The organism is Rhodococcus sp. NPDC057014 (genome assembly GCF_042673295.1).
Classification (GTDB): Bacteria; Actinomycetota; Actinomycetes; order Mycobacteriales; family Mycobacteriaceae; genus Rhodococcus_F.
This window is the reverse complement of sequence record NZ_JBHUSF010000031.1, coordinates 17,854-38,276: the sequence shown is the minus strand read 5'-3', so window position 1 is coordinate 38,276 and position 20,423 is coordinate 17,854. Positions and strand designations below refer to the sequence as shown.

The 20,423-nt window shown below is 68.6% G+C and carries 26 protein-coding genes; 8 read left to right on the top strand and 18 right to left on the bottom strand.

Translation table 11 applies throughout. The features are described 5' to 3' along the window. Nucleotides 1–25: 25 nt before the first annotated feature. The gene (locus ACFTZB_RS09625; protein ID WP_378431294.1) at nt 26–895 is read left to right on the top strand and encodes a 1,4-dihydroxy-2-naphthoate polyprenyltransferase; all 870 of its coding nucleotides are present in this window, start codon (nt 26–28) and stop codon (nt 893–895) included. 10 nt (nt 896–905) lie between these two features. Here the strand turns inward: ACFTZB_RS09625 and ACFTZB_RS09620 are convergent, their stop codons facing one another. From ACFTZB_RS09620 to ACFTZB_RS09605, 4 genes are all read right to left on the bottom strand, one after another. Beyond that, nucleotides 906–1,286: a phage holin family protein gene (locus ACFTZB_RS09620; protein ID WP_072939943.1), complete on the bottom strand. Its 381-nt coding sequence runs from the start codon at nt 1,284–1,286 to the stop codon at nt 906–908. Between the two features lie 48 nt (nt 1,287–1,334). Then, nucleotides 1,335–1,901 carry a Clp protease N-terminal domain-containing protein gene (locus tag ACFTZB_RS09615; protein WP_378431293.1) on the bottom strand — a complete coding sequence of 189 codons (567 nt, stop codon included), beginning with the start codon at nt 1,899–1,901 and terminating at the stop codon, nt 1,335–1,337. 6 nt (nt 1,902–1,907) lie between these two features. After that, on the bottom strand, nt 1,908–2,123 hold the full coding sequence (locus ACFTZB_RS09610; RefSeq protein ID WP_005258323.1) for a hypothetical protein: 216 nt from the start codon (nt 2,121–2,123) through the stop codon (nt 1,908–1,910). Between the two features lie 64 nt (nt 2,124–2,187). Next, nucleotides 2,188–2,940 carry a lysophospholipid acyltransferase family protein gene (locus tag ACFTZB_RS09605; protein WP_378431292.1) on the bottom strand — a complete coding sequence of 251 codons (753 nt, stop codon included), beginning with the start codon at nt 2,938–2,940 and terminating at the stop codon, nt 2,188–2,190. A gap of 127 nt (nt 2,941–3,067) precedes the next feature. Between ACFTZB_RS09605 and ACFTZB_RS09600 the strand changes: the two genes are divergently transcribed. After that, nucleotides 3,068–3,613: a GNAT family N-acetyltransferase gene (locus ACFTZB_RS09600; protein WP_378431291.1), complete on the top strand. Its 546-nt coding sequence runs from the start codon at nt 3,068–3,070 to the stop codon at nt 3,611–3,613. Here the strand turns inward: ACFTZB_RS09600 and ACFTZB_RS09595 are convergent. Then, nucleotides 3,601–4,710, bottom strand: a complete 1,110-nt coding sequence (locus tag ACFTZB_RS09595) for a PLP-dependent cysteine synthase family protein (RefSeq protein WP_378431289.1) — start codon at nt 4,708–4,710, stop codon at nt 3,601–3,603. The genes ACFTZB_RS09600 and ACFTZB_RS09595 overlap by 13 nt on opposite strands. Continuing rightward, nucleotides 4,707–5,075: a DUF4229 domain-containing protein gene (locus tag ACFTZB_RS09590; protein WP_378431288.1), complete on the bottom strand. Its 369-nt coding sequence runs from the start codon at nt 5,073–5,075 to the stop codon at nt 4,707–4,709. Before ACFTZB_RS09590 ends, ACFTZB_RS09595 begins: the two co-directional genes overlap by 4 nt. 187 nt (nt 5,076–5,262) lie before the next feature. Between ACFTZB_RS09590 and ACFTZB_RS09585 the strand changes: the two genes are divergently transcribed. Both ACFTZB_RS09585 and ACFTZB_RS09580 read left to right on the top strand, forming a co-directional pair. Next, complete coding sequence (locus ACFTZB_RS09585; protein WP_124395103.1) at nt 5,263–5,496, top strand: BldC family transcriptional regulator; 234 nt, start codon at nt 5,263–5,265, stop codon at nt 5,494–5,496. Between the two features lie 122 nt (nt 5,497–5,618). Then, entirely contained in the window at nt 5,619–5,822 is a 204-nt protein-coding gene (locus tag ACFTZB_RS09580) for a hypothetical protein (protein ID WP_072939927.1), read from the top strand. Nucleotides 5,823–5,869: 47 nt separating this feature from the next. Here the strand turns inward: ACFTZB_RS09580 and ACFTZB_RS09575 are convergent, their stop codons facing one another. From ACFTZB_RS09575 to hppD, 8 genes are all read right to left on the bottom strand, one after another. Then, the gene (locus ACFTZB_RS09575) at nt 5,870–7,189 is read right to left on the bottom strand and encodes a MinD/ParA family protein (protein WP_378431287.1); all 1,320 of its coding nucleotides are present in this window, start codon (nt 7,187–7,189) and stop codon (nt 5,870–5,872) included. Nucleotides 7,190–7,283: 94 nt separating this feature from the next. Then, complete coding sequence (ccsB, locus tag ACFTZB_RS09570) at nt 7,284–8,261, bottom strand: c-type cytochrome biogenesis protein CcsB (RefSeq protein WP_378431286.1); 978 nt, start codon at nt 8,259–8,261, stop codon at nt 7,284–7,286. Beyond that, the gene (locus ACFTZB_RS09565) at nt 8,258–9,922 is read right to left on the bottom strand and encodes a cytochrome c biogenesis protein ResB (RefSeq protein ID WP_378431285.1); all 1,665 of its coding nucleotides are present in this window, start codon (nt 9,920–9,922) and stop codon (nt 8,258–8,260) included. Before ACFTZB_RS09565 ends, ccsB begins: the two co-directional genes overlap by 4 nt. Continuing rightward, the gene (locus ACFTZB_RS09560) at nt 9,919–10,749 is read right to left on the bottom strand and encodes a cytochrome c biogenesis CcdA family protein (protein ID WP_378431284.1); all 831 of its coding nucleotides are present in this window, start codon (nt 10,747–10,749) and stop codon (nt 9,919–9,921) included. Before ACFTZB_RS09560 ends, ACFTZB_RS09565 begins: the two co-directional genes overlap by 4 nt. Continuing rightward, nucleotides 10,746–11,345 (bottom strand): TlpA disulfide reductase family protein, encoded by a 600-nt coding sequence (locus tag ACFTZB_RS09555; RefSeq protein WP_378431283.1) that lies wholly within the window; start codon nt 11,343–11,345, stop codon nt 10,746–10,748. Before ACFTZB_RS09555 ends, ACFTZB_RS09560 begins: the two co-directional genes overlap by 4 nt. Next, nucleotides 11,342–12,001 carry a histidine phosphatase family protein gene (locus tag ACFTZB_RS09550; RefSeq protein ID WP_043826371.1) on the bottom strand — a complete coding sequence of 220 codons (660 nt, stop codon included), beginning with the start codon at nt 11,999–12,001 and terminating at the stop codon, nt 11,342–11,344. The genes ACFTZB_RS09555 and ACFTZB_RS09550 overlap by 4 nt, the downstream gene beginning before the upstream one ends. Nucleotides 12,002–12,080: 79 nt before the next feature. After that, a complete protein-coding gene (gene hemL, locus ACFTZB_RS09545; RefSeq protein WP_378431282.1) occupies nt 12,081–13,406 on the bottom strand; it encodes a glutamate-1-semialdehyde 2,1-aminomutase in 1,326 nt (441 codons plus the stop codon). An 81-nt stretch (nt 13,407–13,487) separates the two neighbouring features. After that, nucleotides 13,488–14,696 (bottom strand): 4-hydroxyphenylpyruvate dioxygenase, encoded by a 1,209-nt coding sequence (gene hppD / locus ACFTZB_RS09540; RefSeq protein ID WP_378431281.1) that lies wholly within the window; start codon nt 14,694–14,696, stop codon nt 13,488–13,490. A gap of 115 nt (nt 14,697–14,811) precedes the next feature. On the opposite strand from hppD, the gene ACFTZB_RS09535 reads away from it, so the two are divergent. After that, entirely contained in the window at nt 14,812–15,291 is a 480-nt protein-coding gene (locus tag ACFTZB_RS09535) for an Lrp/AsnC family transcriptional regulator (protein WP_378431280.1), read from the top strand. Here the strand turns inward: ACFTZB_RS09535 and ACFTZB_RS09530 are convergent. Beyond that, nucleotides 15,288–15,746: a MarR family winged helix-turn-helix transcriptional regulator gene (locus ACFTZB_RS09530; RefSeq protein ID WP_378431279.1), complete on the bottom strand. Its 459-nt coding sequence runs from the start codon at nt 15,744–15,746 to the stop codon at nt 15,288–15,290. The two genes, ACFTZB_RS09535 and ACFTZB_RS09530, sit on opposite strands and share 4 nt — an antisense overlap. A 78-nt stretch (nt 15,747–15,824) precedes the next feature. Between ACFTZB_RS09530 and ACFTZB_RS09525 the strand changes: the two genes are divergently transcribed. Continuing rightward, nucleotides 15,825–16,682, top strand: a complete 858-nt coding sequence (locus ACFTZB_RS09525; RefSeq protein WP_378431278.1) for an alpha/beta fold hydrolase — start codon at nt 15,825–15,827, stop codon at nt 16,680–16,682. Beyond that, nucleotides 16,679–17,182: a DUF427 domain-containing protein gene (locus ACFTZB_RS09520; RefSeq protein ID WP_378431277.1), complete on the top strand. Its 504-nt coding sequence runs from the start codon at nt 16,679–16,681 to the stop codon at nt 17,180–17,182. The genes ACFTZB_RS09525 and ACFTZB_RS09520 overlap by 4 nt, the downstream gene beginning before the upstream one ends. 5 nt (nt 17,183–17,187) lie before the next feature. On the opposite strand, the gene ACFTZB_RS09515 is transcribed toward ACFTZB_RS09520, so the two are convergent. Continuing rightward, nucleotides 17,188–17,430, bottom strand: a complete 243-nt coding sequence (locus tag ACFTZB_RS09515; RefSeq protein ID WP_378431276.1) for a DUF3099 domain-containing protein — start codon at nt 17,428–17,430, stop codon at nt 17,188–17,190. A 70-nt stretch (nt 17,431–17,500) separates the two neighbouring features. Between ACFTZB_RS09515 and ACFTZB_RS09510 the strand changes: the two genes are divergently transcribed. After that, entirely contained in the window at nt 17,501–19,447 is a 1,947-nt protein-coding gene (locus ACFTZB_RS09510; RefSeq protein ID WP_378431274.1) for an acyl-CoA dehydrogenase, read from the top strand. Here the strand turns inward: ACFTZB_RS09510 and ACFTZB_RS09505 are convergent. Both ACFTZB_RS09505 and ACFTZB_RS09500 read right to left on the bottom strand, forming a co-directional pair. Further along, nucleotides 19,379–19,714 (bottom strand): hypothetical protein, encoded by a 336-nt coding sequence (locus tag ACFTZB_RS09505; protein ID WP_378431273.1) that lies wholly within the window; start codon nt 19,712–19,714, stop codon nt 19,379–19,381. The two genes, ACFTZB_RS09510 and ACFTZB_RS09505, sit on opposite strands and share 69 nt — an antisense overlap. Then, entirely contained in the window at nt 19,711–20,193 is a 483-nt protein-coding gene (locus ACFTZB_RS09500) for a hypothetical protein (RefSeq protein ID WP_378431272.1), read from the bottom strand. The genes ACFTZB_RS09505 and ACFTZB_RS09500 overlap by 4 nt, the downstream gene beginning before the upstream one ends. Between the last annotated feature and the right edge of the window lie 230 nt (nt 20,194–20,423).

Sequence of the window (20,423 nt, the reverse complement as noted above, 5' to 3'; positions counted from 1 at the left end):
TCTCGCTCGGTGCAAAGATCGGTGCATGGCAACGGCTGCTCAATGGATCGAAGGCGCTCGTCCGCGCACCCTCCCGAACGCGATCGCCCCGGTGCTCGTGGGCACCGGCGCCGCGGCATCGCTCGGCGGCGCGGTGTGGTGGAAGGCGGTATTGGCACTGGTGGTCTCTCTCGCGTTGATCGTGGGCGTCAATTTCGCCAACGACTACTCGGACGGTATTCGCGGCACCGACGACGAGCGCGTCGGACCGCTGCGGCTCGTCGGGTCCAAGCTGGTGAAACCGTCGGCGGTGAAGGCGGCGGCCATCGCCTGCTTCGCGGTCGCCGCGGTGGCCGGCGTCGTCCTCGCCGTCACCACCGCGTGGTGGCTCGTGCTGATCGGCGCCCTGTGCATCGTGGGCGCCTGGTTCTACACGGGCGGCACGAAGCCGTACGGGTACAGCGGCTTCGGCGAGGTCGCCGTCTTCGTGTTCTTCGGTCTCGTCGCCGTCCTGGGCACCCAGTACGTACAGGCCGAGACGATCGATTGGGCCGGTGTGGTGTCCGCGGTCGCCGTCGGGTCGTTCTCGAGCGCGGTTCTCGTCGCCAACAATCTGCGGGACATTCCCACCGACACCGAATCCGGCAAACGCACGCTCGCCGTGAGGCTCGGCGACTCGCGTACCCGCATCCTGCACCTGGTCACTCTGACGGTCCCGTTCGTCGTGACCCTGGTCCTGGTGCTGCGCACCCCGTGGGCGCTCGTCGGCCTGCTCGCGCTGCCCCTCGCGGTCCGGGCGAACGCCCCCGTCCGCTCGGGCGGCCTGGGCCTCGCACTGATTCCCGCGCTGCGGGATTCGGGGCTAGCGATGCTGGTCTGGGGCGCCGCCACGGCCGTGGCCCTGTCAGCCGCCTGAGCGGCCCCGGTCAGTCGCCGTCCGGCAGCAGGATGCCGAGGACGAAGTTGACGATCGAGATGATCAGGCCACCCCACACGGCCGTCCAGAAGCCGTCGACGGTCAGGCCGTACTCGGTCTGGGAGCTCAGCCACGCGGTGAGCAACAGCATCAGGGCGTTGATCACCAGGGTGAACAGGCCGAGCGTCAGGATCAGCAGCGGCAGCGACAGCAACTTCACCAGCGGCTTGACGAAGATGTTGACGACGGTGAACACCAGCGCGATGCCGAGCAGCACCACGATGTCCCAGCCGGTTCCGTTGCCCGAACTGGAGATGTCGATACCCGACACCCAGGCTGCCGCCAGCCAGATCGCGAACGCGTTGATGACGAGGCGTACCAAGAAGGTCATGCGTGCATGCTGGCACACCGATCGGACAAACGGGAACCGGGCGACCGGTCAGGCGGCGCGGTCGTCGAGCGCCGCGTGCACGCGGCGGCGGAGTTCGCCGACCCCGACCCGGACCTCGAGGATCTCCTTCGTCGTGCCCTCGGCAACGCGCAGCACTCCGAGGAAGATGTGCTCGGCGCCGATGTGATCGTCCTTGCGCGCCAGCGCCTCCCGCAGTGAGAGTTCGATCGCCTTCTTCGCGTCGCGGGTGAACCCGATGTGTCCCGACTTCCGGCCGAACCAGCCGCGCTTCTCCGAGGGTTGTTCCGGATCGAGCACGCCCTTGCCGAAGTTCTGCTCGAGACTCTGCCGCACGGCGTCGAGGTCGATCCCGATCGATTCGAGTGCTTCCGCGTCGGCGTCGCTCAGGGCGGTCCCGTGGGCCGCGACGGTCGATCGCGCGGCGCCCTCGTCGATGCCGGCGTCCGCGAGGATGCCGTGGACGGGTTCGGTTTTCACGGACAGCAGGGCGAGCACGAGGTGTTCGGGCCCGATCTGCGAGGACTTCACGTCGCGCGCTTCCTGCTGCGCGCCGATCACCACGGCCCGGGCGTCCGTCGAGAATCGTTCGAACATGCGCCGTTACCTCCCTCTCCGGTTGTGTTTCTGGTGGACGGCCTGCCTGCTCACCTCGAGGGAGTCGGCGATCGCCTGCCAGGACCAGCCCTGGGCGCGGGCGTTGGCGACCTGGATGGCCTCGAGCCGTTCGAGGAGACGCCGCAGCGCACGCACGGCCCGCAACCCCTCGGCGGGGTCGGGGCTGCCCGCCGCTGCGGCGAGCGTGGTTGCTTCGGTCATGAATGTCAATTTAGGTTGACACCGATCGGGTGTCAACCCTGATTGACAGATTGCGGGAAGGCCGTCAGTACGCCGCGACCGCCCCGTCGACGGCGATCTGCAGGTCCTTCTGCACGACGTGCGCGATGTCCATCGGTTTCGCCGGGAGGTCGAATACCGGCTCCGACACGAACACGCTGGCCGACTTCACGTTCTCGGGGTCGGGCCCGTGGGCGTCCGGCCCGTAACTGATGCCGATGGACAGCAGCACGGGCGAGACTCCGCGATCCGCCGCACGTTTCGCGATGTGGCCGATGCCGCTGTTGATGTGCTGCAGCCGGGTCGGATCGTCCTCGTTGCACGTGCCCTCGGGAAAGATCGCCAGGTTGTCGCCGCGGCAGAGCCGTTCGGCGGAGATGTCCATCATGAGCCTGCCCGCGTCGGCGACCGCGCGGAGCCCGTAGTTCTTGCTGCGGAACACCGGGATCCCGCCCATCATGTCGACCTTCCTGTGCAGGTCGGGGTCGACGAACAATTCGTCTTTCGCGAGCACCCGGGTGCGTCCGATCGCGCGGCGCAACGGCGTGTTCCAGGCCGTCGCCGCCAGCGTGTACTGATCGCTGTGGGTCACGTGATTGGCGGCGACGATCAGCACCCTGCCCGACTTCACCAGCCCGGCCAGCTGCGCCTTCGCGTCGTCCGCGTACACGATCCGCGGCCGGTACTTCGCGTACAGCGACGCGTACGCCAGCTTGGCGAGCAACCGATTCTGCCGGTGGTCGCGGTAGTACGCGTACACCGCTTCGTAGTTCTCGAGAGTCACCTCGGGCTTGTCCATGCGCGTCCCCGCTCCGTCGTCCTCACGCCAGGCTACCAACCTACGGTTGCGTAGCCTACGGAGGAGTAGGTATCGGGAAAGTGCAGGGAAACTGTGCGAACAGCACGATTTCGGGTACAAAAGACCTGTGATCCGCCCGGCCATTTCCACCGACCTGCCCGCTCTGCAAGACATCGAAATCGCGGCGGGTGCGCCGTTTCGCGACATCGGAATGGACGCCGTCGCCGACGATCCCCCGTTCTCACTCGACGAGCTGACCGAATACCTCCAGCTGGAATGCATTTGGGTCGCGGTCGACGCAGACGACGCCCCGGTGGCCTACGCACTCGTCGCCGTCGTCGACGGCGGCGCGCACATCGAACAGGTGTCGGTCCACCCCGCCCACGCCCGCCAGGGCCTCGGCGCCCTGCTGCTCGACGAGATCTCGTCGTGGGCGGGCGTCCGCGGACTGCCCGCACTCACTCTCACCACGTTCGTCGACGTCCCGTGGAACGCCCCCTATTACGAGCGGCTGGGCTTCCGCCCCCTGCCGGAGACCGACCTCACTCCGGGCCTGTCACGCATCCGCGACGACGAGGCCCGGCACGGTCTCGCCGCATGGCCGCGAGTCACGATGTCCCGCGCGGTGACCGCGCCGGTGCGTACCGCCGCCACCGCGCCTCAGCCGGGCTGACCCGGCCACTCCCCCGTCGCCGCGAACCGGTCGAGCACGGCGGTCGGACCCGACAGGTCGATGCCCTCACCGGCCACCCAGTCGTCGTCGAAGTAGGTGTCGGCGTACCGTTCGCCGCCGTCGCACAGAACGGTGACGACACTGCCGGACCGTCCGGCCGCGAGCATCTCCGCGACGACGGTGAACGCACCCCACAGGTTCGTGCCCGTCGACCCGCCGACCCGGCGGCCCAGCACCGAACTGGCGTGCCGGGCCGCCGCGATGGACGCGGCGTCGGGCACCCGCATCATGCGGTCGATGACCTGCCCGACGAAGGACGGCTCCACCCGCGGCCGGCCGATGCCCTCGATCCGCGAGGGCATTCCCGTCGCGTACTCGCAGGAGTTGGTCTCGTAGCCGCCGAAGAACGCGGAGTTCTCGGGGTCCACGACGAGAAGGCGCGTCGCGTGCCTGCGGTACCGGATGTACCGGCCCAGCGTCGCGCTGGTGCCGCCCGTTCCGGCGCTCATGACCAGCCACTCCGGCACCGGGTGCTCTTCCTGAATCATCTGCTGGTAGATCGACTCGGCGATGTTGTTGTTGCCGCGCCAGTCGGTGGCCCGTTCCGCGTGCGTGAACTGGTCCATGAAGTGACCGTTCGTTTCCGCGGCGAGCCGACGGGCCTCGCTGTAGATCTCCGGCGGGTGGTCGATGTAGTGGCAGCGACCGCCCTGCGCCTCGATGAGGGCAATCTTCGCGCCGCTCGTGCTGCGCGGCACGACGGCCACGAAGTCGAGCCCGAGCATCTTCGCGAAGTACGCCTCACTGACGGCCGTCGATCCCGACGACGCCTCGATGACCGTCGTCCCCTCGGTGATCCAGCCGTTGCAGATCGCGTACAGGAACAGCGACCGGGCCAGCCGGTGCTTGAGGCTGCCCGTGATGTGGGTCGACTCGTCCTTCAGATAGAGCTGCACACCCCAGTCGACGGGCAGCGGGTACCGCAGCAGGTGCGTGTCGGCGCTGCGCTGCGCGTCCGCGTCGATGAGGCGGACGGCGTTGTCGACCCAGTCCCGCGGCACGCTCCGGTCGATGACGACGCAGTCGTCGACCGTCACCGGGACGTGCCCTCACCGCGGAGCCGGGCACGCAGGTCGGCCTGGTCGGCGCGGCGCTGCGCGTCGAACGTGGCGATCCCCTCGTTGACCCGCTTCCGAAGTTTCGCGAACAGCAGCAGCGACAGCGGGAGCGCGATGAGGACCGCGAAGATCGCGGCGACGAGAAGCGGCACGGCGACCCCGACGAGTGCGGCCACGCCGAGGATGACGGCGCCGATGACGACGACCAGCAGCAGCCGGGCGATCGAATAGATCGCGACGTCGCGCGCCAGCTGTCCCTTGGTCACCCGCCCGCCCTGCTTCACTGTCGCGCTCGAATTCGCGGGCTCGACCTGGTCTTCTGGCTTCTCGGATGACTCGCTCACGCTCCCAGGTTACCCACCGCCGAGGGGGCTCCTCACACGTCCGACTTATCCGATTTGTCTATTACCTCCCCTTTACCAACATTAGATCGTTCGAGTACCCGGGGTCTCGGATGTCACGATGACCGAGATCAGTCGCAACAGCGGCCGGCTTCAGCACAGATCAGTCGAAAGCAGTGGAGGATCGTCGATGAGCGCACCCACCTACAACGGACCCGGATTCAGCGGATCCAACGAAGCCCTCATGACCCCGGGCCAGGTGGCTGCCCTGTTCCATGTCGACCCCAAGACCGTGACGCGTTGGGCGCACGCGGGCCGGCTCGGATCGCTGCGCACCCCCGGCGGGCACCGCCGCTTCCGCGAGGCCGAGGTCATGCAGCTGCTCCGCTCCCTGACGACGGAGGCGGGCGCAGGCCGACCGTAGGGCCCCCCGACCGCGACTGCCACTACCCGGGCGCCCCGCGACCCGGGTAGGTGACCTCTGCCGCCGACGCGGCTACGCTCGAGGAATACCGGCTACCCTCGAGCGGTGTAAGGAGGTGCGCGGTGATCTATCTGTTGGCACTCATCGGGCTCGTGACAGTGGCGGTCCTCATGTGGAAGGCGTTCGGCCCGAACACGCGGCCCGTGCTGAGCACGCGGGTGCAGGGACCGGACGACGATCCGGATTTCCTGTGGAAGGTGGATCGGGAGACACGTCGGAAGAAGTCCGACGAACCCGATGCCGGTCCTGCCGACCCGGCCGGATGAGCAAGTGCCGTGGTGCCGGTCGAGACGGCACCATCGGCGTCCCTGCCTCAGCGACGGTCCTGTAGCGCGAAACTCGACGCCGGGAAGTCGGAGGCCACCGCGGCGGCCAGTTCGAGGAGCGCGTTGCGCGTCTTCGGACGCAGCCGCTCCAGTTCGATCTCGGCCCCCTCCTCGAGGTGCGGGTCGAACGGAATCAGCCGCACCAGGCGGCATCGCTGCTCGAAGTGCTCGACGACCTTCGGCAGGTCCACCTTGCCCGACCTCGGGCGTACTGCATTGACGACGGCCACCGACCGGGCCACGAGTTCGCGGTATCCGTGGGCGTCGAGCCAGTCGAGTGTGGCGGAGGCGCTGCGGGCGCCGTCGACGGACCCCGAACTGACCACCACGAGCGCGTCGGCCTCTTCGAGAATGGTCTGCATCGCGGAGTGCATCAGTCCGGTGCCGCAGTCGGTGAGAACGATGCTGTAGAACTTCTCGAGCATCGTGACGGTCCGCGAGTAGTCGTCGGCGCTGAACGCCTCCGAGACGGCCGGGTCGCTGTCGGACGCGAGCACCTCGAGCCGGTGCCTGCTCTGCGACGTGTAACTGCGGACGTCGCTGTACTTTTCGATGCTCTGCTCGTCGCGCAGCAGGTTCCGCACCGTCGCGGGAGTCTCGAGGGGAATCTTCTGGCTGAGCGTGCCGCGGTCGGGGTTGGCGTCGACGGCGATGACGCGGTCGCCGCGCAGCGACGCGAACGTGGAGCCGAGGGTCGCGGTGGTCGTGGTCTTGCCGACCCCGCCCTTGAGGCTGAGTAGCGCGATCTTGTAGCACCCCTGCAGCGGCTGGTTGACCCGCTTGGTCAGCTCGATCCGCCGCTGTTCCTTCGCGCTGTTCCCGACGTTGACGTAGCGGCCGGACAGCCGGTACAGCGCCTTGCGCCACCCGGTGGTGGGGGCGGGCTTGACCTGCTTGAGGAGCAACGACGTGGACAGGTCACGGGCCGACACCGCGTACTGCTGCTCGGCGTTCGTTTTGTGCGGACTATTCGCAGGCTGCTGGGGCGCCTGCTGGACGACAGACTGGGGTGTGTGCTGGACCGGTGGCTGCTGCGGGGGCGTGAACGCCGCCGGCTGGGGTGCCGGAGCCTGCTGTGCGACTGGGGCGGCGGGAGCCTGCTGCGGGGCGGGGGCCTGGGTCTGCGGCCGCGCCGGCGCGGCGGCGGGGGCCTGGGCGGCGGGCTGCGCGAACGGATTGGGACCCTGCGGCTGAACGTACGGGGCCTGCCGTGCGGCGTTCCAGGCGACGTTCGATCCGATGTCGTCCGCGGGCGGATTCGATGCGGGCCGCACCGGCTCCCAGATACCGGAGTTGTTTTCGGACATGGCTGAACGTCCCCCTCGTGAAGTCTCCATCGTCCCCACCGGTTCTCACCGTTCGGAGACGTCGCGGCGGAAGGATATCAGTCGGTGGCGACCGTCAGTTCAGGCCCGCGTACGAGTGCAATCCCGACACCACCATGTTGATGATGAACAGGTTGAAGAGCATTGCGACGAAGCCCGCGACGTTGATCCAGGCGGCCTTGGTGTCGCGCCATCCGGACGTCGCGCGGGCGTGCAGGTAGGCGGCGTAGATCACCCAGGCGATGAACGACACCGTCTCCTTGGGGTCCCAGCCCCAGAATCGGCCCCACGCGGCCTCGGCCCAGATCGCGCCGAGGATGACTCCGGCGCCGAACAGGGGGAACCCGATGATGGTGGTCTTGTACGCCAGGCGGTCCAGGGTCTGCGCGTCCGGCAACCGCTCCGCGATCCGCGCGAACACACCGGTTCCCTCCTCGCCGCGCGGGTACCGCATGCGCAGCAGGAACAGCAGGCTCGCGATACCCGACACGAGGAATACACCGGAACCGACGCTCACGATGGTGACGTGGATCGGCAGCCAGTACGACCGCAGCGCCGGCACCACGGGTGCCGCGTCCGCGTACAGCACGGTGGCGGCGAGGAACATCAGGATCAGGACGGGAACGAGCAGGAACACCCACATCGACCGGTACGCCGGCTTCGACAGCAGTGTGAGACCGACGACGAGCGCGGCGGCGCAGGCCATCGTCACGAACTCGTACATGTTCCCGAGCGGGAACCGCTCGGTCGCGAATCCGCGCAGCACGATCGACGCGAAGATCAGTACCGTGCCGACCACGAGCACGGCGGCGCCCATGCCGCCGAAACGCTCGGACAGGGGTTTCTTCGGCTGCTCGACCACCCGACCGGGGACGCCGGCCGCTTCGGACGCACGTGCGCCGGATCCGGCCGCCACGAGTTCCCGGTCCTGCACGGCCTGCGCCCGGGTGGACGCGTACTGCACGATGAGCAGCACGAGCGCCAGCACCAGCACGGTGAAGGCTGATCGGAAGGCCCAGTCGCTGTACTGCGCCAGTGTCTCGTTGGTCGTCATCGTTGGCTCTCCTGCGCGTCAGGCTTCGTGGCGTCCGTGAGCAGACGGGTGCAGAGTCGGCCGAACTCGTCGCCCCAGCCGGCCTGATCGGTCCGGGCGAGTCCACCAAGCTCTACTACAGTACGTCGTGGCGCGGGAGCGTCGGCGTCCGCGGGGTAGATGCGGGCCCAGATCCGGCGGCGCTTGACCAGCAGCGAGACGAGCAGTCCCGCCATCATCGTCAGCGCCGACACCAGCACCCACTGCTGCGCCGGGTCGTGCGACACCTGCAGGTTCACGAAGTCCACGGCGCCGTCGAACCGCACCTGGGTGCCGTCGGACAGGGTCGAACTCTCCCCCGGCTTCAGATTCACCCGGTCCTGCTTCACGAGACGGCCCTGGTTGATCAGTTCCGTGTTGAGCGAGAACAGCGACTGCGGGTTGCCGGTGTCGAGGCCGGTGTCGCCCTTGTAGATGTCGATGGCGACGGCCGGGTCGTTCATCGCCGGGTAACTCGACGCCAGCAGGTTGCCGTGGAGCAGCGCGGTCGGGGCGAACAGCCCCTCGATCGCGATCTGGTTCTTCCGCCGCTCGTCGGTGTCGGGGTACATGCCGCCGGGCGGGTCGAACCGCATCGCGCCGCTGCTCAGGAACGTCGTCGCGTCGTCGGGACGCCACTGCAGCGTCTCGGTGCGGGTTTCCCCGTTCGGGAACGTGACGGTGAATGTCGGCGCGTACCCGTGCCCCTGCAGATAGACGCGGTCCCCCTCGACGCGCAGCGGATGGTTGACCTGCAACTGCCCGTCCCGCCAGGTGTTCGTCTCGAGGTCGTCGCCGGCCTGGTAGGCGATGTTGGACGTGAACATCTCGGCCTGACCGCTGTCGAGGTAGTCGGCGGCGAAATCCTTCACCTTGATGCACAGCGGCGTCATGCCGGTGCCGTCCTGGGTATTGCCCGCCTTGAACGAGTCGAACACCGCCGGCGACGTGGTGCAGAACCCCGGACCGTTGTTGGCGACCACGATCACGTTGCCCTCGTAGCCGAACAGCTTGCCGACGGCGATCGCGACGAGCAGCGCGACGAGCGACAGGTGGAAGACGAGGTTTCCGAGTTCGCGGAAGTATCCCTTCTCCGCGGAGATGGTGATCTCGCCGTCGTGGGCGGCGCGTTCCCCGCCCGCGCGGGTCTCGACCCGCCACCCCTTCAGGTGGCTGCGGATGCGCGCGGCGAGTTCCTCCGGTGTCTCGTCGACCCGGTCCTCGTGGTGGTGCGGCAGTCGCGCGAGGTTCCGCGGGGCGGGCACCGGACGGGTGCGCAGCGCCTTGGCGTGGTCGACGCAGCGCGGCAGGATGCAGCCGACGAGGGAGATGAAGAGCAGGACGTAGATCGCGGTGAACCAGAAACTGCCGAACACGTCGAACAGTTCGAGCTTGTCCATCCACGGACCGAGGGTCGGCCGGTTCGCGATGTACTCGTCGACCTTGCCGGCGTTGAGGCTGCGCTGCGGCAGCAGCGCGCCCGGGATCGCGGCGAGGGCGAGGAGAAACAGCAGCACCAGCGCCGTGCGCATGGACGTGAGGCCGCGCCACGTGTTACGGACCAGCGCGAACGCGCGACCCGGCAGCGATTGACGGGGCACCGGTGCGGCTTCCGGGGCCTCGGGGGTCTGGATGTCGCTCATATGGGCAAAGTCACTTCCGAGATGAAGGCGTCGCGAACCCAGCCGACGAACTGGTCCCACGCGCCGGTGACGAGGGCGATACCCACGGCCACCAGCATGATTCCGCCGAAGATTTGAATCGTGCGCGCGTTGCGGCGCAGCCAGCCGACGCCGCGCAGCGCGCGGGACGAGCCGAGCGCGAGGATCACGAACGGCAACCCGAGGCCGAGGCAGTACGCGACGATCAGGGCCACTCCGCGGGCCGCGGTGGCACCGTCGGTGCCCGCGGCGAGGGAGATGACGCCCGCCAGGGTCGGGCCGAGGCACGGCGTCCAGCCCAGCGCGAACACGGCACCGAGCAGCGGCGCCCCGGCCAGGCTGGAGATGCGCCGCGGCTCGAGCCGGGTGTCCCGTTGCAAGGCCGGGATCAGACCGATGAACACCAGGCCCATGGCGATGGTGACCACCCCGCCGACCCGCATCAGGACGTCGCGGTTGATCGCGAGGGCCGAGATGGCGCCGAACACCGACGCGGTGGCCAGCACGAACACCACGGTGAAACCGGCGACGAACAGGGCCGCGGCGCCCGCGACCCGCAACCGTCCGTCCGACACGGTCTTCGTCCGGGTGGCTGCTTCCTCAGCGGTGACGGCCGGGGCGTCCGCACCGACGACACCCGCGAGATAGGACAGGTAGCCGGGGACGAGCGGCACGACGCACGGCGACGCGAACGACACCAGACCGGCGAGGACGCACGCGCCGAGCGCGAGCAGCAGCGGTCCGGTGGCCGCGGTGGACTGGAAGGCGTCGCCGACGCCGCCGGCGAGAAGGGCGGTGCTGGAGTTCACGATTCCTGCGCCACCCGTTCGACCACCGGCTTCAGGTCCTCGGCGAGCAGTTCCTTCAGGAACACCGCGGCCACGCGGTGTTCCCGGTCGAGCACGATCGTGGTGGGGATGACGCTCGTGGGGTAGTTCTGGCCCAGTGCGATCATCGTCCGCATGGCGGGGTCGTAGATCGACGGGTACGACACCTTGTTGTCGATCACGAAGTCCTGGGCCTTGTCCTGCTGGTTGTCGCGCACGTTGATCCCGAGGAACGACACACCCTGATCCTTGGTTTCCTCGTACACCTGCTCGAGGTCGTTCGCCTCACCCCGGCACGGGCCGCACCACTGCCCCCACACGTTGAGCACGACCACCTGGCCGTCGAAATCGTCGAGCGAGGTGGTCTTGCCCTCGGTCATGAGGTCGGGTCCGGACACCGTGCCGATGGTGCCGCGGTCGGCGGGCGGGTCGTAGAAGATCTCTGTCTGCCCGCCCGGCGACACGAAGTCGAACGTGCCGCCCTGGGCCACGGCGTCGTCGCCAGACGCACACGCCGACAGCGACACCGCGGCCGTACAGATCACCGCGAGAAGCCCGGCGAAGCGCCCTCGGTTCATGCCCCGGTCACCCTCGGATCCGACGCGCCCGCGGGCTCCGAGTACACGATGTCGATGAGGGTGTCGCCCTCGTAGACGAGGGACGTCAGCGACGCGAGACCGCACTGGCGGTGCCGCGGATCGTGCCACAGCCGCTCGCCCTGCAGGAACCGGCGGAGGGTCCAGACGGGGAGTTGGTGGCTGACGACGACGGCCTCGTGGCCCACCGCCGACACGCGGGCCGTGTTGACCGCGGCCAGCATGCGGTGCGCGATCTGCAGGTACGGCTCGCCCCAGGACGGTGTGAACGGGTCGCGCAGTTTCCACCAGTGCCGCGGACGGGACAGCGCGCCGTCGCCGACGGACACCTTGAGTCCCTCGAATTCGTTGCCCGCCTCGATGAGGTTCTCGTCCGTCGCGATGTCGACGCCGTGTGCGTCGGCGATCGGGGCGGCCGTCTCCTGTGCCCGCTGCAGCGGTGAGGACACGACGTGCGTGATGTCGTGCTTGGCCAGCACCGACGCCACCGCGCGCGCCTGCGCCTCACCCGTCACCGACAGCCGGAACCCGGGGAGCCTGCCGTAGAGGATTCCTCGCGGGTTGTGCACCTCGCCGTGCCGGAGCACGTGCACGATGGTGCGGGTCTGTGTGTGGTCGGGATGATCGGCTTCGGTCACGTTGCGGTTCCTCGGGTCGGGGCGGGAGGTCAGGTGGGCGTCGGCGGCGGGGCCGCCGGCCCCCGGAGGGGAAGACTCGTCAGGGCTGGACGGCCGCTGCGGCCGCCTTCGCGGCGTGCGGCAGGGCGTCGGCGATGATCGAGAATGCGGTGTCGTCCATGGCGGCGGAGACGAACCACGCCTCGAACGCGCTCGGCGGCGGGTACACCCCGCGGGAGAGCAGTCCGTGGAAGAAGGCCGGGAAACGCCAGGTCTGCGCGGCCTTGGCCTCGGCGTAGTCGGTCACCGGGTCTTCGCTGAAGAACACGCTGAGCATGGTGCCCGCGGTCTGCACCCGGTGCGGCACGCTCGCCGCGGTCAGTGCGTCGGACAGCAGCGTCCGCAGGGTGGCGCTGTTGCGCTCGAGGGCGTCGTACACACCCTGGTCCGCGGCGCGCAGGCTCGCGAGCCCGGCGGCGACGGCGACCGGGTTCCCGGACAGGGTGCCTGCCTGGTAGACGGGTCCGGCGGGGGCGAGGTGAGCCATGACGTCGGCACGGCCACCGAACGCGGCGGCGGGCAGGCCGCCGCTCATCACCTTGCCGAACGTGTAGAGGTCGCCGGCGACGCCGTCGAGTCCGAACCAGCCGGCGGAACTGACCCGGAATCCGGTCATCACCTCGTCCATGATGAGCAGCGCGCCGTTGTCGCGGGTCAGCTTGCGCAGGCCCTCGTTGAATCCGGGCTGTGGCGCCACCGCGCCCATGTTGCCGGCGGCGGCCTCGGTGATGACGCACGCGATCTGGCCCTCGTTCGCGGCGAACGCCCGGGCGACGGCGTCGAGATCGTTGTAGGGCACGACGATGGTGTCCTCGGCCTGCGCGCCGGTCACACCGGGCGACGTGGGGAGGCCGAACGTGGCCAGTCCCGAGCCGGCGTCGGCGAGCAGCGCGTCGACGTGTCCGTGGTAACAGCCGGAGAACTTGAGGACCTTGGTCCGGCCGGTGAATCCGCGGGCGAGGCGCACGGCGCTCATGGTGGCCTCGGTGCCGGAGTTGACCAGCCGCACCTTCTCCACCGGCGCGACGCGGCGGACGATCTCCTCGGCCAGTTCGATCTCACCCTCGGTGGGCGCGCCGAACGACAGGCCCGTGGTGGCCGCCTTCTGCACGGCCTCGACGACGGCGGGGTGCGCGTGCCCGAGGATCATCGGTCCCCAGGAGCAGATGAGGTCGACGTAGTCGTTGCCGTCGACGTCGGTGAGCGTGTAGCCGGACGCTTCCCTGATGAACCGCGGGGTGCCGCCGACCGAGTGGAAGGCCCGCACCGGGGAGTTGACGCCGCCGGGAATGACCAGATCAGCCCTCTCGAAGAGCTGGGCGGAGCGGGAAGCGTGTACGTCGGGGTCACCGGAGGAAACAGTCACGGCCTCCAGTGTCCCAGTTCTGTCGAATTTGCCAACGACAGGGTGTAGTGGGTGGCCAGGATCACTCTGCCGATCCGAGGTTCACAGATTGCCGCGGGCAGCCTGTTCGCGCTCGATGGATTCGAACAGGGCCCGGAAGTTGCCTGCCCCGAACCCCAGCGATCCGTGCCGTTCGATCACCTCGAAGAACACCGTCGGCCGGTCACCGAGCGGTGTGGTGAAGACCTGCAGGAGGTACCCGTCCTCGTCGCGGTCGACGAGGATTCCGCGCTTCTGCAGTTCCTCCACCGGCACCCGCACCGTGCCGATGCGGGCACGCAGTTGCGGATCCTCGTAATAGGCGTCGGGGGTGGCCAGGAACTCGACGCCCTCCGCGCGCAGCGCGTCCACGGTCGCGAGGATGTCGCCGGTCGCGAGGGCCAGATGCTGGCAACCCGGCTCACCGTAGAACTCGAGATACTCGTCGATCTGCGACTTCTTCTTTCCCACCGCCGGTTCGTTGAGCGGAAACTTCACCCGGTGGTTGCCGTTCGCGACGACCTTCGACATGAGCGCCGAGTACTCCGTGGCGATGTCGTCGCCGACGAATTCGGCCATGTTCGTGAATCCCATGACCCGGTTGTAGAACCGCACCCAGTGATCCATCCGGCCCATCTCGACGTTGCCGACCGCGTGGTCGAGCGCCTGGAACAGGCGTGCCGGTTTCCCGGGCCGGGCCGCGTAACCGCTGGAGCGCGAGACGAATCCGGGTAGGTAGGGGCCGTCGTACCGGCTGCGGTCGACGAGGGTGTGCCGGGTGCTGCCGTAGGTGGCGATCGCCGCGAGCCGCACGGTGCCGTGCCGATCCGTGACGTCGCGCGGCTCCTCGAGGATGGTGGCCCCCTGTGAGCGTGCGTGTGCGATGCAGCGGTCGACGTCGAGCACCTCCATGGCGAGGTCCACCACACCGTCGCCGTGGGCCCGGTGGTGGTCGGCGAGCGGACTCTTCGGGTCCACGGCGCCGTGCAACACGAACCGTGCCGTTCCGGATTCGAGGACGAACGACTTGTGCGAGCGCTGGCCGGTCTCCGGCCCGGCATAGGCGACGAGGGTCATGCCCCAGGTAGAGACGAAATACTGCATGCTCTGCGTCGCATTGCCGCACACGAACACGACGGCGTCCATAGCGACCACAGGAAACGGATCCGACGCGTCGTCGTGTTCGACGAGACCGACCAGCTGCCGGAGCTCGTCGGACTCCAGCTGTGCGGCCACCTCACGGGGCGTCAGGCGAATGTCGGTGGTAGTCATACCTCACTGTGATACAGCGCACAGTGTTGCGCAACGGTGCCTCTTGACGCTGCTCACTCTGTACACAATGCTGGATGAAATAGCGGATCGACCGTACATATTGACCAGGGACGCCATGAACATCGACCAACTCGACGCCGCACTGCTCGACCTGCTCCACGCCGAGCCGAAGGTCGGGGTGCTGGAGGCGTCGCGACGCCTGGGGGTGGCCCGCGGCACCGTCCAGGCGCGACTCGACCGGCTCGAACGCACCGGCGTGATCACCAGTTCGGCACCGACCCTCGACCCGGAGGCGCTGGGGTTCCCGGTGGTCGCGTTCGCGACCCTCGAGATCGCCCAGGGCAACGGGCACGCCGCGGTCGTCGAACATTTGAGCGCCATCCCCGAAGTGCTCGAGGCACACACGATCACCGGCGCCGGCGACGTCCTCGTCCGCGTGGTGGCCCGCACCCACGCCGACCTTCAGCGGGTGATCAACTCGATCGTCGACGGGCACAACGTCCTTCGTTCGTCGACGGTCATCGCGACGCAGACTCAAATCGCGCTGCGGCACGACCAGCTCGTTCGCGCCGCGGTGCCGCCGCCGCGCGTCTAGGGATTGTCCGTACTCAGCTCGTCGAGCAGCGAACTGAGCAGGTGGCAGGCGTCGTCGAATCGGTCGCGGCCGACGAGGCTACCCCAGTGATGCTCGATCTCGGCGACCCGTTCCGCGGCGTCCTGCAGCGCCTGCCGACCCCGCGCGGTCGGGACGACGAGTTTCGCCCGCCGGTCCCGCGTGTCCGGCACCCGCTCGACGTACCCGAGTTCCTCGAGATCGTTGATCAACTCGGACGCCGCGGACAGACTCAGTTCGGCCCGGGCGGCGATCTCGGTCAGCCGGCGCCCGTCCCAGCCGATGTTGCCGAAGATCTGCAGATGCGGTGGCCGGATATCGCCGTACCCGCGCTCCGCCATCGGTTCGCTCAACTCCCGGCGGAACTCGTGCAGCAGGCGGACCAGCAACTGCCCTACCGCCGGCCGATCGGTCGGCAGACCTCTTGACCGTTCCATGACACCGGAGAATACTACGGTTACCGAAGTTTCGGTTTCCGAAGCAATTCTCGACACGTCACTCATCTGGAGCATCCCATGGACACACGAACGCTCACCCGCACGATCCCGACGAGCGTCGGGAACCTCGCCGTCCACGTCACCGGCAGCGGACCGCCGACCGTGCTCTGGCACAGCCTTTTCGTCGACTCGACGACGTGGGCTCCCCTGCGCAGCCACCTGGTCGCGCACCGGCGGCTGATCTCGATCGACGGACCCGGCCACGGGGCGAGCACCGCCGTGCAGCGGCGGTTCACGCTGGAGGAGTGCGCCGCGGCCGCCGTCGCCGTCCTCGACGCGCTCGACGTCACCGAACCCGTCGACTGGGTGGGCAACGCCTGGGGTGGTCACGTCGGACTCGTCGCGGCCGCCCACAGTCCCGACCGGTGCCGCACCGTCGTGACGATCGGGACACCGCTCCAGGCCCTCACCCGCCGGGAACGCGCCAGGATCGTGCCGATGGTGTGGGCCTACCGCATCGCCGGACCGATTCCACCGCTCACGACCGCGGTGATGAACGTCCTTCTCGGCAAGGAGCTTTCACGAACACACCCGCAACAGTTCCAGGCCGTCTCCCGGACCTTCCGGCAGGCGCCGCGGCGTGGCATGCACGAGGCGATGCAGTCGATCATGCTGCACCGGGAGGGGCTGCACCCGCTGCTCCCCCGGATCGGTGCACCGACGCTGATGATCGTCCCCCGCGCAGACACGATGATCTCGCTCGAGCAGGCACGTGCCGCCGCGGCGGCGATGCCGCACGCCGCTGCCACCACGGTGGACGGCGCCGGCCACGTCACACCGCTCGTCACGGAACCGGGAACCCTCGCCGACGTGATCACCGCGTTCTGGCGCGATCCGGGCCGCACCGTGATCACCGCGCCGGCGGCCCTGCCGTGACGAGCGGCCGTCCGGTGCCGGACCCCGCCGGTCCGGGGCAGGAGTCCGTGTGGGACTTCCCGAGACCGCCCGCGGTCCGGCGGAGCGACGAGTTGGTGGAGGTGTGGTTCGGCGGACAACTCGTCGCACGCACCCGCACCCCGTTGCGAGTGCTCGAGACCAGCCACCCGCCGACGTACTACCTTCCGCGGTCCTGCTTCACCGACGGCGTCCTGCGTCCGGTCGACGGCAGCACGGTGTGTGAGTGGAAGGGGCGGGCAGATTATTTCGACGTCGTCGCGGGCGGACACGTCGCCGAGCGTGCGGCGTGGCACTATCCGCGGCCGGTCGCCGGCTACGACATCCTTCTCGGGCACGTGGCGGTCACGCCGGCACCGATGGACGGCTGTTTCGTCGACGGCGAGCGGGCGCGACCCCAGGCGGGAGGCTTCTACGGCGGCTGGATCACCGATCGGGTGGTCGGCCCCTTCAAGGGCGGGCCCGGCAGCCGTTTCTGGTGATCCCCCTACCCCCACGGCGGCAGGTCGTCGACGACGAGGGCGACGAGCCACGGCAGCGGAATCGACACACCGATGATCGCCACCGCCGGCCACGGGTTGCCGGTGAGTCCGTAGACCACCGCCGACAGCACGAACGCGAGAAGCCTGCCGACCGACACGATCACGTGCCTGCGCACCCGAAGCCGATGCCGTTCGTCGAGCGACACCGACGCGGTGGTGATGCTGATCGGATGGCGGTGAGCACTCACCAGGCAGGAGTACCCGGTACCGGCGAACCGAACCGCACAACCCGTCGCGGCGGCCGTCTACTGTCGAGTCATGGCCACCACAGCTGACCACCTGAGAAGCACACTCGACGGACGCTGGCGGGAGGTACGCGAGCGTGTCAGGGCGGAATTGTCCGGCACCCCCGACTTCGCGCCGCACTACACCCCCGACCTCGACGAGGCCCGCGCCAAGACGCTGTCGCAGTTACGTCTGCTCGCGAACAACGGCTACGCGGCCGCCGGTTTCGCGAAAGACCACGGCGGCACCGGTGACGCCGGCGCGGCCGTCACGAGCATCGAGATGCTGGCGATGTCCGACCTGTCGCTGATGGTCAAGGCCGGCGTGCAGTGGGGGCTGTTCGGCGGCGCGATCGAGAACCTCGGCACGGCGCGTCATCACGAGGCGTACGTGAAGCGTCTCGTCGACCTGGATCTGCTGGGTTGTTTCGCGATGACCGAGACGGGTCACGGCAGCGACGTGCAGGCGCTCGAGACCACCGCCACGTACGACCCGGACACGGCCGAATTCGTCGTCCACTCCCCCACACCGTCCTCGCGCAAGGATTACATCGGCGGCGCGGCGCAGCACGCGACGACGGCCGCGGTGTTCGCGCAGTTGATCACGGGCGGCGAGTCCCGGGGCGTGCACTGCTTCGTGGTGCCGATCCGGGACGAGGACGGCACCGACCTCCCCGGCGTCCACACGTCGGACTGCGGCTACAAGGGTGGCCTCCCCGGGGTCGACAACGGCCGAATCACGTTCGATCAGGTGAGAATTCCGCGGGAGAACCTGCTCAACAAGTACGCCGACGTCGAGCCGGACGGCACGTATACGTCGCCGATCGACAACGCGAACCGCCGCTTCTTCACGATGGTGGGCACTCTCGTGCGCGGACGCGTCACCGTCGGCGGGTCCGCGGGCGCCGCCGCCCGTGTCGCGCTGTCGATCGCGACCCGTTATGCCTTGCAGCGCAGGCAGTTCAACGCACCGCAGGCCGAGGACGAAGTGCTGCTCATGGACTATCTCGTGCATCAGCGGCGGCTGTTCCCGCTGATCGCCCGCTCCTACGCATTGCAATTCGCCCAGAACGAACTCGTCGCCACGATGCACGAGATCCAGAGCCGTGACGACGCCGACCCCCAGGAACAGCGCGAACTCGAGGGCCGCGCCGCCGGGCTCAAGGTGGCGAACACCTGGCACGCCACCCGCGCGATCCAGGAGGCCCGGGAAGCGTGCGGCGGCGCCGGGTACATGGCCGAGAACCGGCTCACGGCACTGAAGGCGGACACCGACGTGTTCACCACGTTCGAGGGCGACAACCATGTGCTGACTCAGCTGGTGGCCAAGGAACTGCTCACGTCGTACGCGGACGAGGTGCGCGGCATGAGCCCCGTCGAATGGATGCGGTTCGCGGCCACGACGGTCTCCGACGTCGTCAAGAAGCGCACCGCCGCACAGCAGATCATCCAGACGATCCTCGACACGCGGCAGGACAACGAGGAGGACGGCAGCCTCTTCAACCGCGGCACCCAGCTCACGATGTTCGAGGATCGGGAGCAGTACCTGCTGTCGACCGCCGCTCGCCGCCTGCAGGGTGCGCAGAAGCGCGAGGAGAACCCTTTCGACGCCTTCAATTTCGTGCAGGATCATGTGCTGCACGCCGCGCAGGCTCACATCGACCGGATCGTGCTCGAGGCGTTCGTAGCCGGCATCGACGAGTGCGAGGACGACGAGGCCCGCGACCTGTTGAGCGATGTTTGCGACCTCTACGCGCTGAGCGTGATCGAGGAGGACAAGGCGTGGTTCATGGAACACCGGCAGCTGTCGGTGGAGCGGTCGAAGGCGGTGCAGCGGGGAATCAACGAGCGGTGCCGGTCGCTGCGGCCGCACGCGCAGACGCTGATCGAGGGGCTCGGGGTTCCCGAGGCGCTACTCGGCTCCGCGATGCTCGACGGTCCCGGGACCGACGCCGTCCGCAAGACCCGGATCTTCCGGTGACGCGGCCGGCTCGGCGGGTTCGCCCGCCGGGCCGGGCCGTAGCCGGCGCACCGAATCGATCACCAGCAGTCCGGCGACCGCCACCAGCCCCGCGGCGACGGCGATCCACGACCCGGAATACGCGGTGCCCTCGAACGAGGGCGCACCCGGTGCGACGGGACCGAATTCCGATGTGAACCGGGCGTGGTTCCAGCACCACACCGCGGCGGCGAGGGCGGCCACGGCGCCGAGCCACTCCGCTGCCGCCGTCACGGTCCGGCGGTTCATTCGGCAGATCCTCCCGCCGACTCCGCGAGCAGCGATTCGAGTTGCGCGCGCAGTGCCACAACGTCCTTCGCCCACGCCTGTACGAGGGCGCCGCCCCGCAGTCGCAGTCCGATGCCCTTCCGGCGTCGCGGAACCGCGGACAGTTCGCCGAGACTCCGGGCGGTTTCCCACGGCTGCTGCTCGTACGACTCGGGGTCGGCGGGGGGCATGATCTTCAGAATCTCGGCGATCGGCAGGTCTTCGGTGCCCTGCCGCAACGACGACGTCGTGAGTTCGACGCTCGCATGCCTGCGCGCGGCCACCACCTGCACGTAGACGAACCCGCTGAGCAGCACCGCGAAGAGCGACAGCGCGAACCAGTGCACCACGGGGCCGGTCAGAAGTTCGATGATCAAGGCGATCAGGCAGAACACCGGACCGAACGCCACCATCCGCCAGCGGGCGCCCGGCTCACTGAACAGGACGGCAGTTTCGCTCACACGCTCATCCTGCGACATCGCGGTCCGCGAGGAAAACGTGGGGCTCGTCAGGAGAGGACGCCGGGGATCACGACGAGCAACAGAGTCAGTAGCACGAAGGCCACGATGATCGCGAACATCATTGCTTCTTTGCGAGACCCGTGTGCTCGATCGTCAGCGCGCATGGAGAAAAGTCCTTCGGTCGAAATGAAGTCTGCCGTTCTACCTCTTGTGACGTACTTCACGGTACA

Bases quoted from the DNA above. Each gene is read 5' to 3' on its own strand.
- ACFTZB_RS09625 (WP_378431294.1), top strand. From the start codon at position 26: ATGGCAACGGCTGCTCAATGGATCGAAGGCGCTCGTCCGCGCACCCTC.
- ACFTZB_RS09620 (WP_072939943.1), bottom strand. From the start codon at position 1,286: ATGACCTTCTTGGTACGCCTCGTCATCAACGCGTTCGCGATCTGGCTG.
- ACFTZB_RS09615 (WP_378431293.1), bottom strand. From the start codon at position 1,901: ATGTTCGAACGATTCTCGACGGACGCCCGGGCCGTGGTGATCGGCGCG.
- ACFTZB_RS09610 (WP_005258323.1), bottom strand. From the start codon at position 2,123: ATGACCGAAGCAACCACGCTCGCCGCAGCGGCGGGCAGCCCCGACCCC.
- ACFTZB_RS09605 (WP_378431292.1), bottom strand. From the start codon at position 2,940: ATGGACAAGCCCGAGGTGACTCTCGAGAACTACGAAGCGGTGTACGCG.
- ACFTZB_RS09585 (WP_124395103.1), top strand. From the start codon at position 5,263: ATGAGCGCACCCACCTACAACGGACCCGGATTCAGCGGATCCAACGAA.
- ACFTZB_RS09575 (WP_378431287.1), bottom strand. From the start codon at position 7,189: ATGTCCGAAAACAACTCCGGTATCTGGGAGCCGGTGCGGCCCGCATCG.
- ccsB (WP_378431286.1), bottom strand. From the start codon at position 8,261: ATGACGACCAACGAGACACTGGCGCAGTACAGCGACTGGGCCTTCCGA.
- ACFTZB_RS09565 (WP_378431285.1), bottom strand. From the start codon at position 9,922: ATGAGCGACATCCAGACCCCCGAGGCCCCGGAAGCCGCACCGGTGCCC.
- ACFTZB_RS09555 (WP_378431283.1), bottom strand. From the start codon at position 11,345: ATGAACCGAGGGCGCTTCGCCGGGCTTCTCGCGGTGATCTGTACGGCC.
- hppD (WP_378431281.1), bottom strand. From the start codon at position 14,696: ATGACTACCACCGACATTCGCCTGACGCCCCGTGAGGTGGCCGCACAG.
- ACFTZB_RS09535 (WP_378431280.1), top strand. From the start codon at position 14,812: ATGAACATCGACCAACTCGACGCCGCACTGCTCGACCTGCTCCACGCC.
- ACFTZB_RS09530 (WP_378431279.1), bottom strand. From the start codon at position 15,746: ATGGAACGGTCAAGAGGTCTGCCGACCGATCGGCCGGCGGTAGGGCAG.
- ACFTZB_RS09525 (WP_378431278.1), top strand. From the start codon at position 15,825: ATGGACACACGAACGCTCACCCGCACGATCCCGACGAGCGTCGGGAAC.
- ACFTZB_RS09510 (WP_378431274.1), top strand. From the start codon at position 17,501: ATGGCCACCACAGCTGACCACCTGAGAAGCACACTCGACGGACGCTGG.
- ACFTZB_RS09505 (WP_378431273.1), bottom strand. From the start codon at position 19,714: ATGAACCGCCGGACCGTGACGGCGGCAGCGGAGTGGCTCGGCGCCGTG.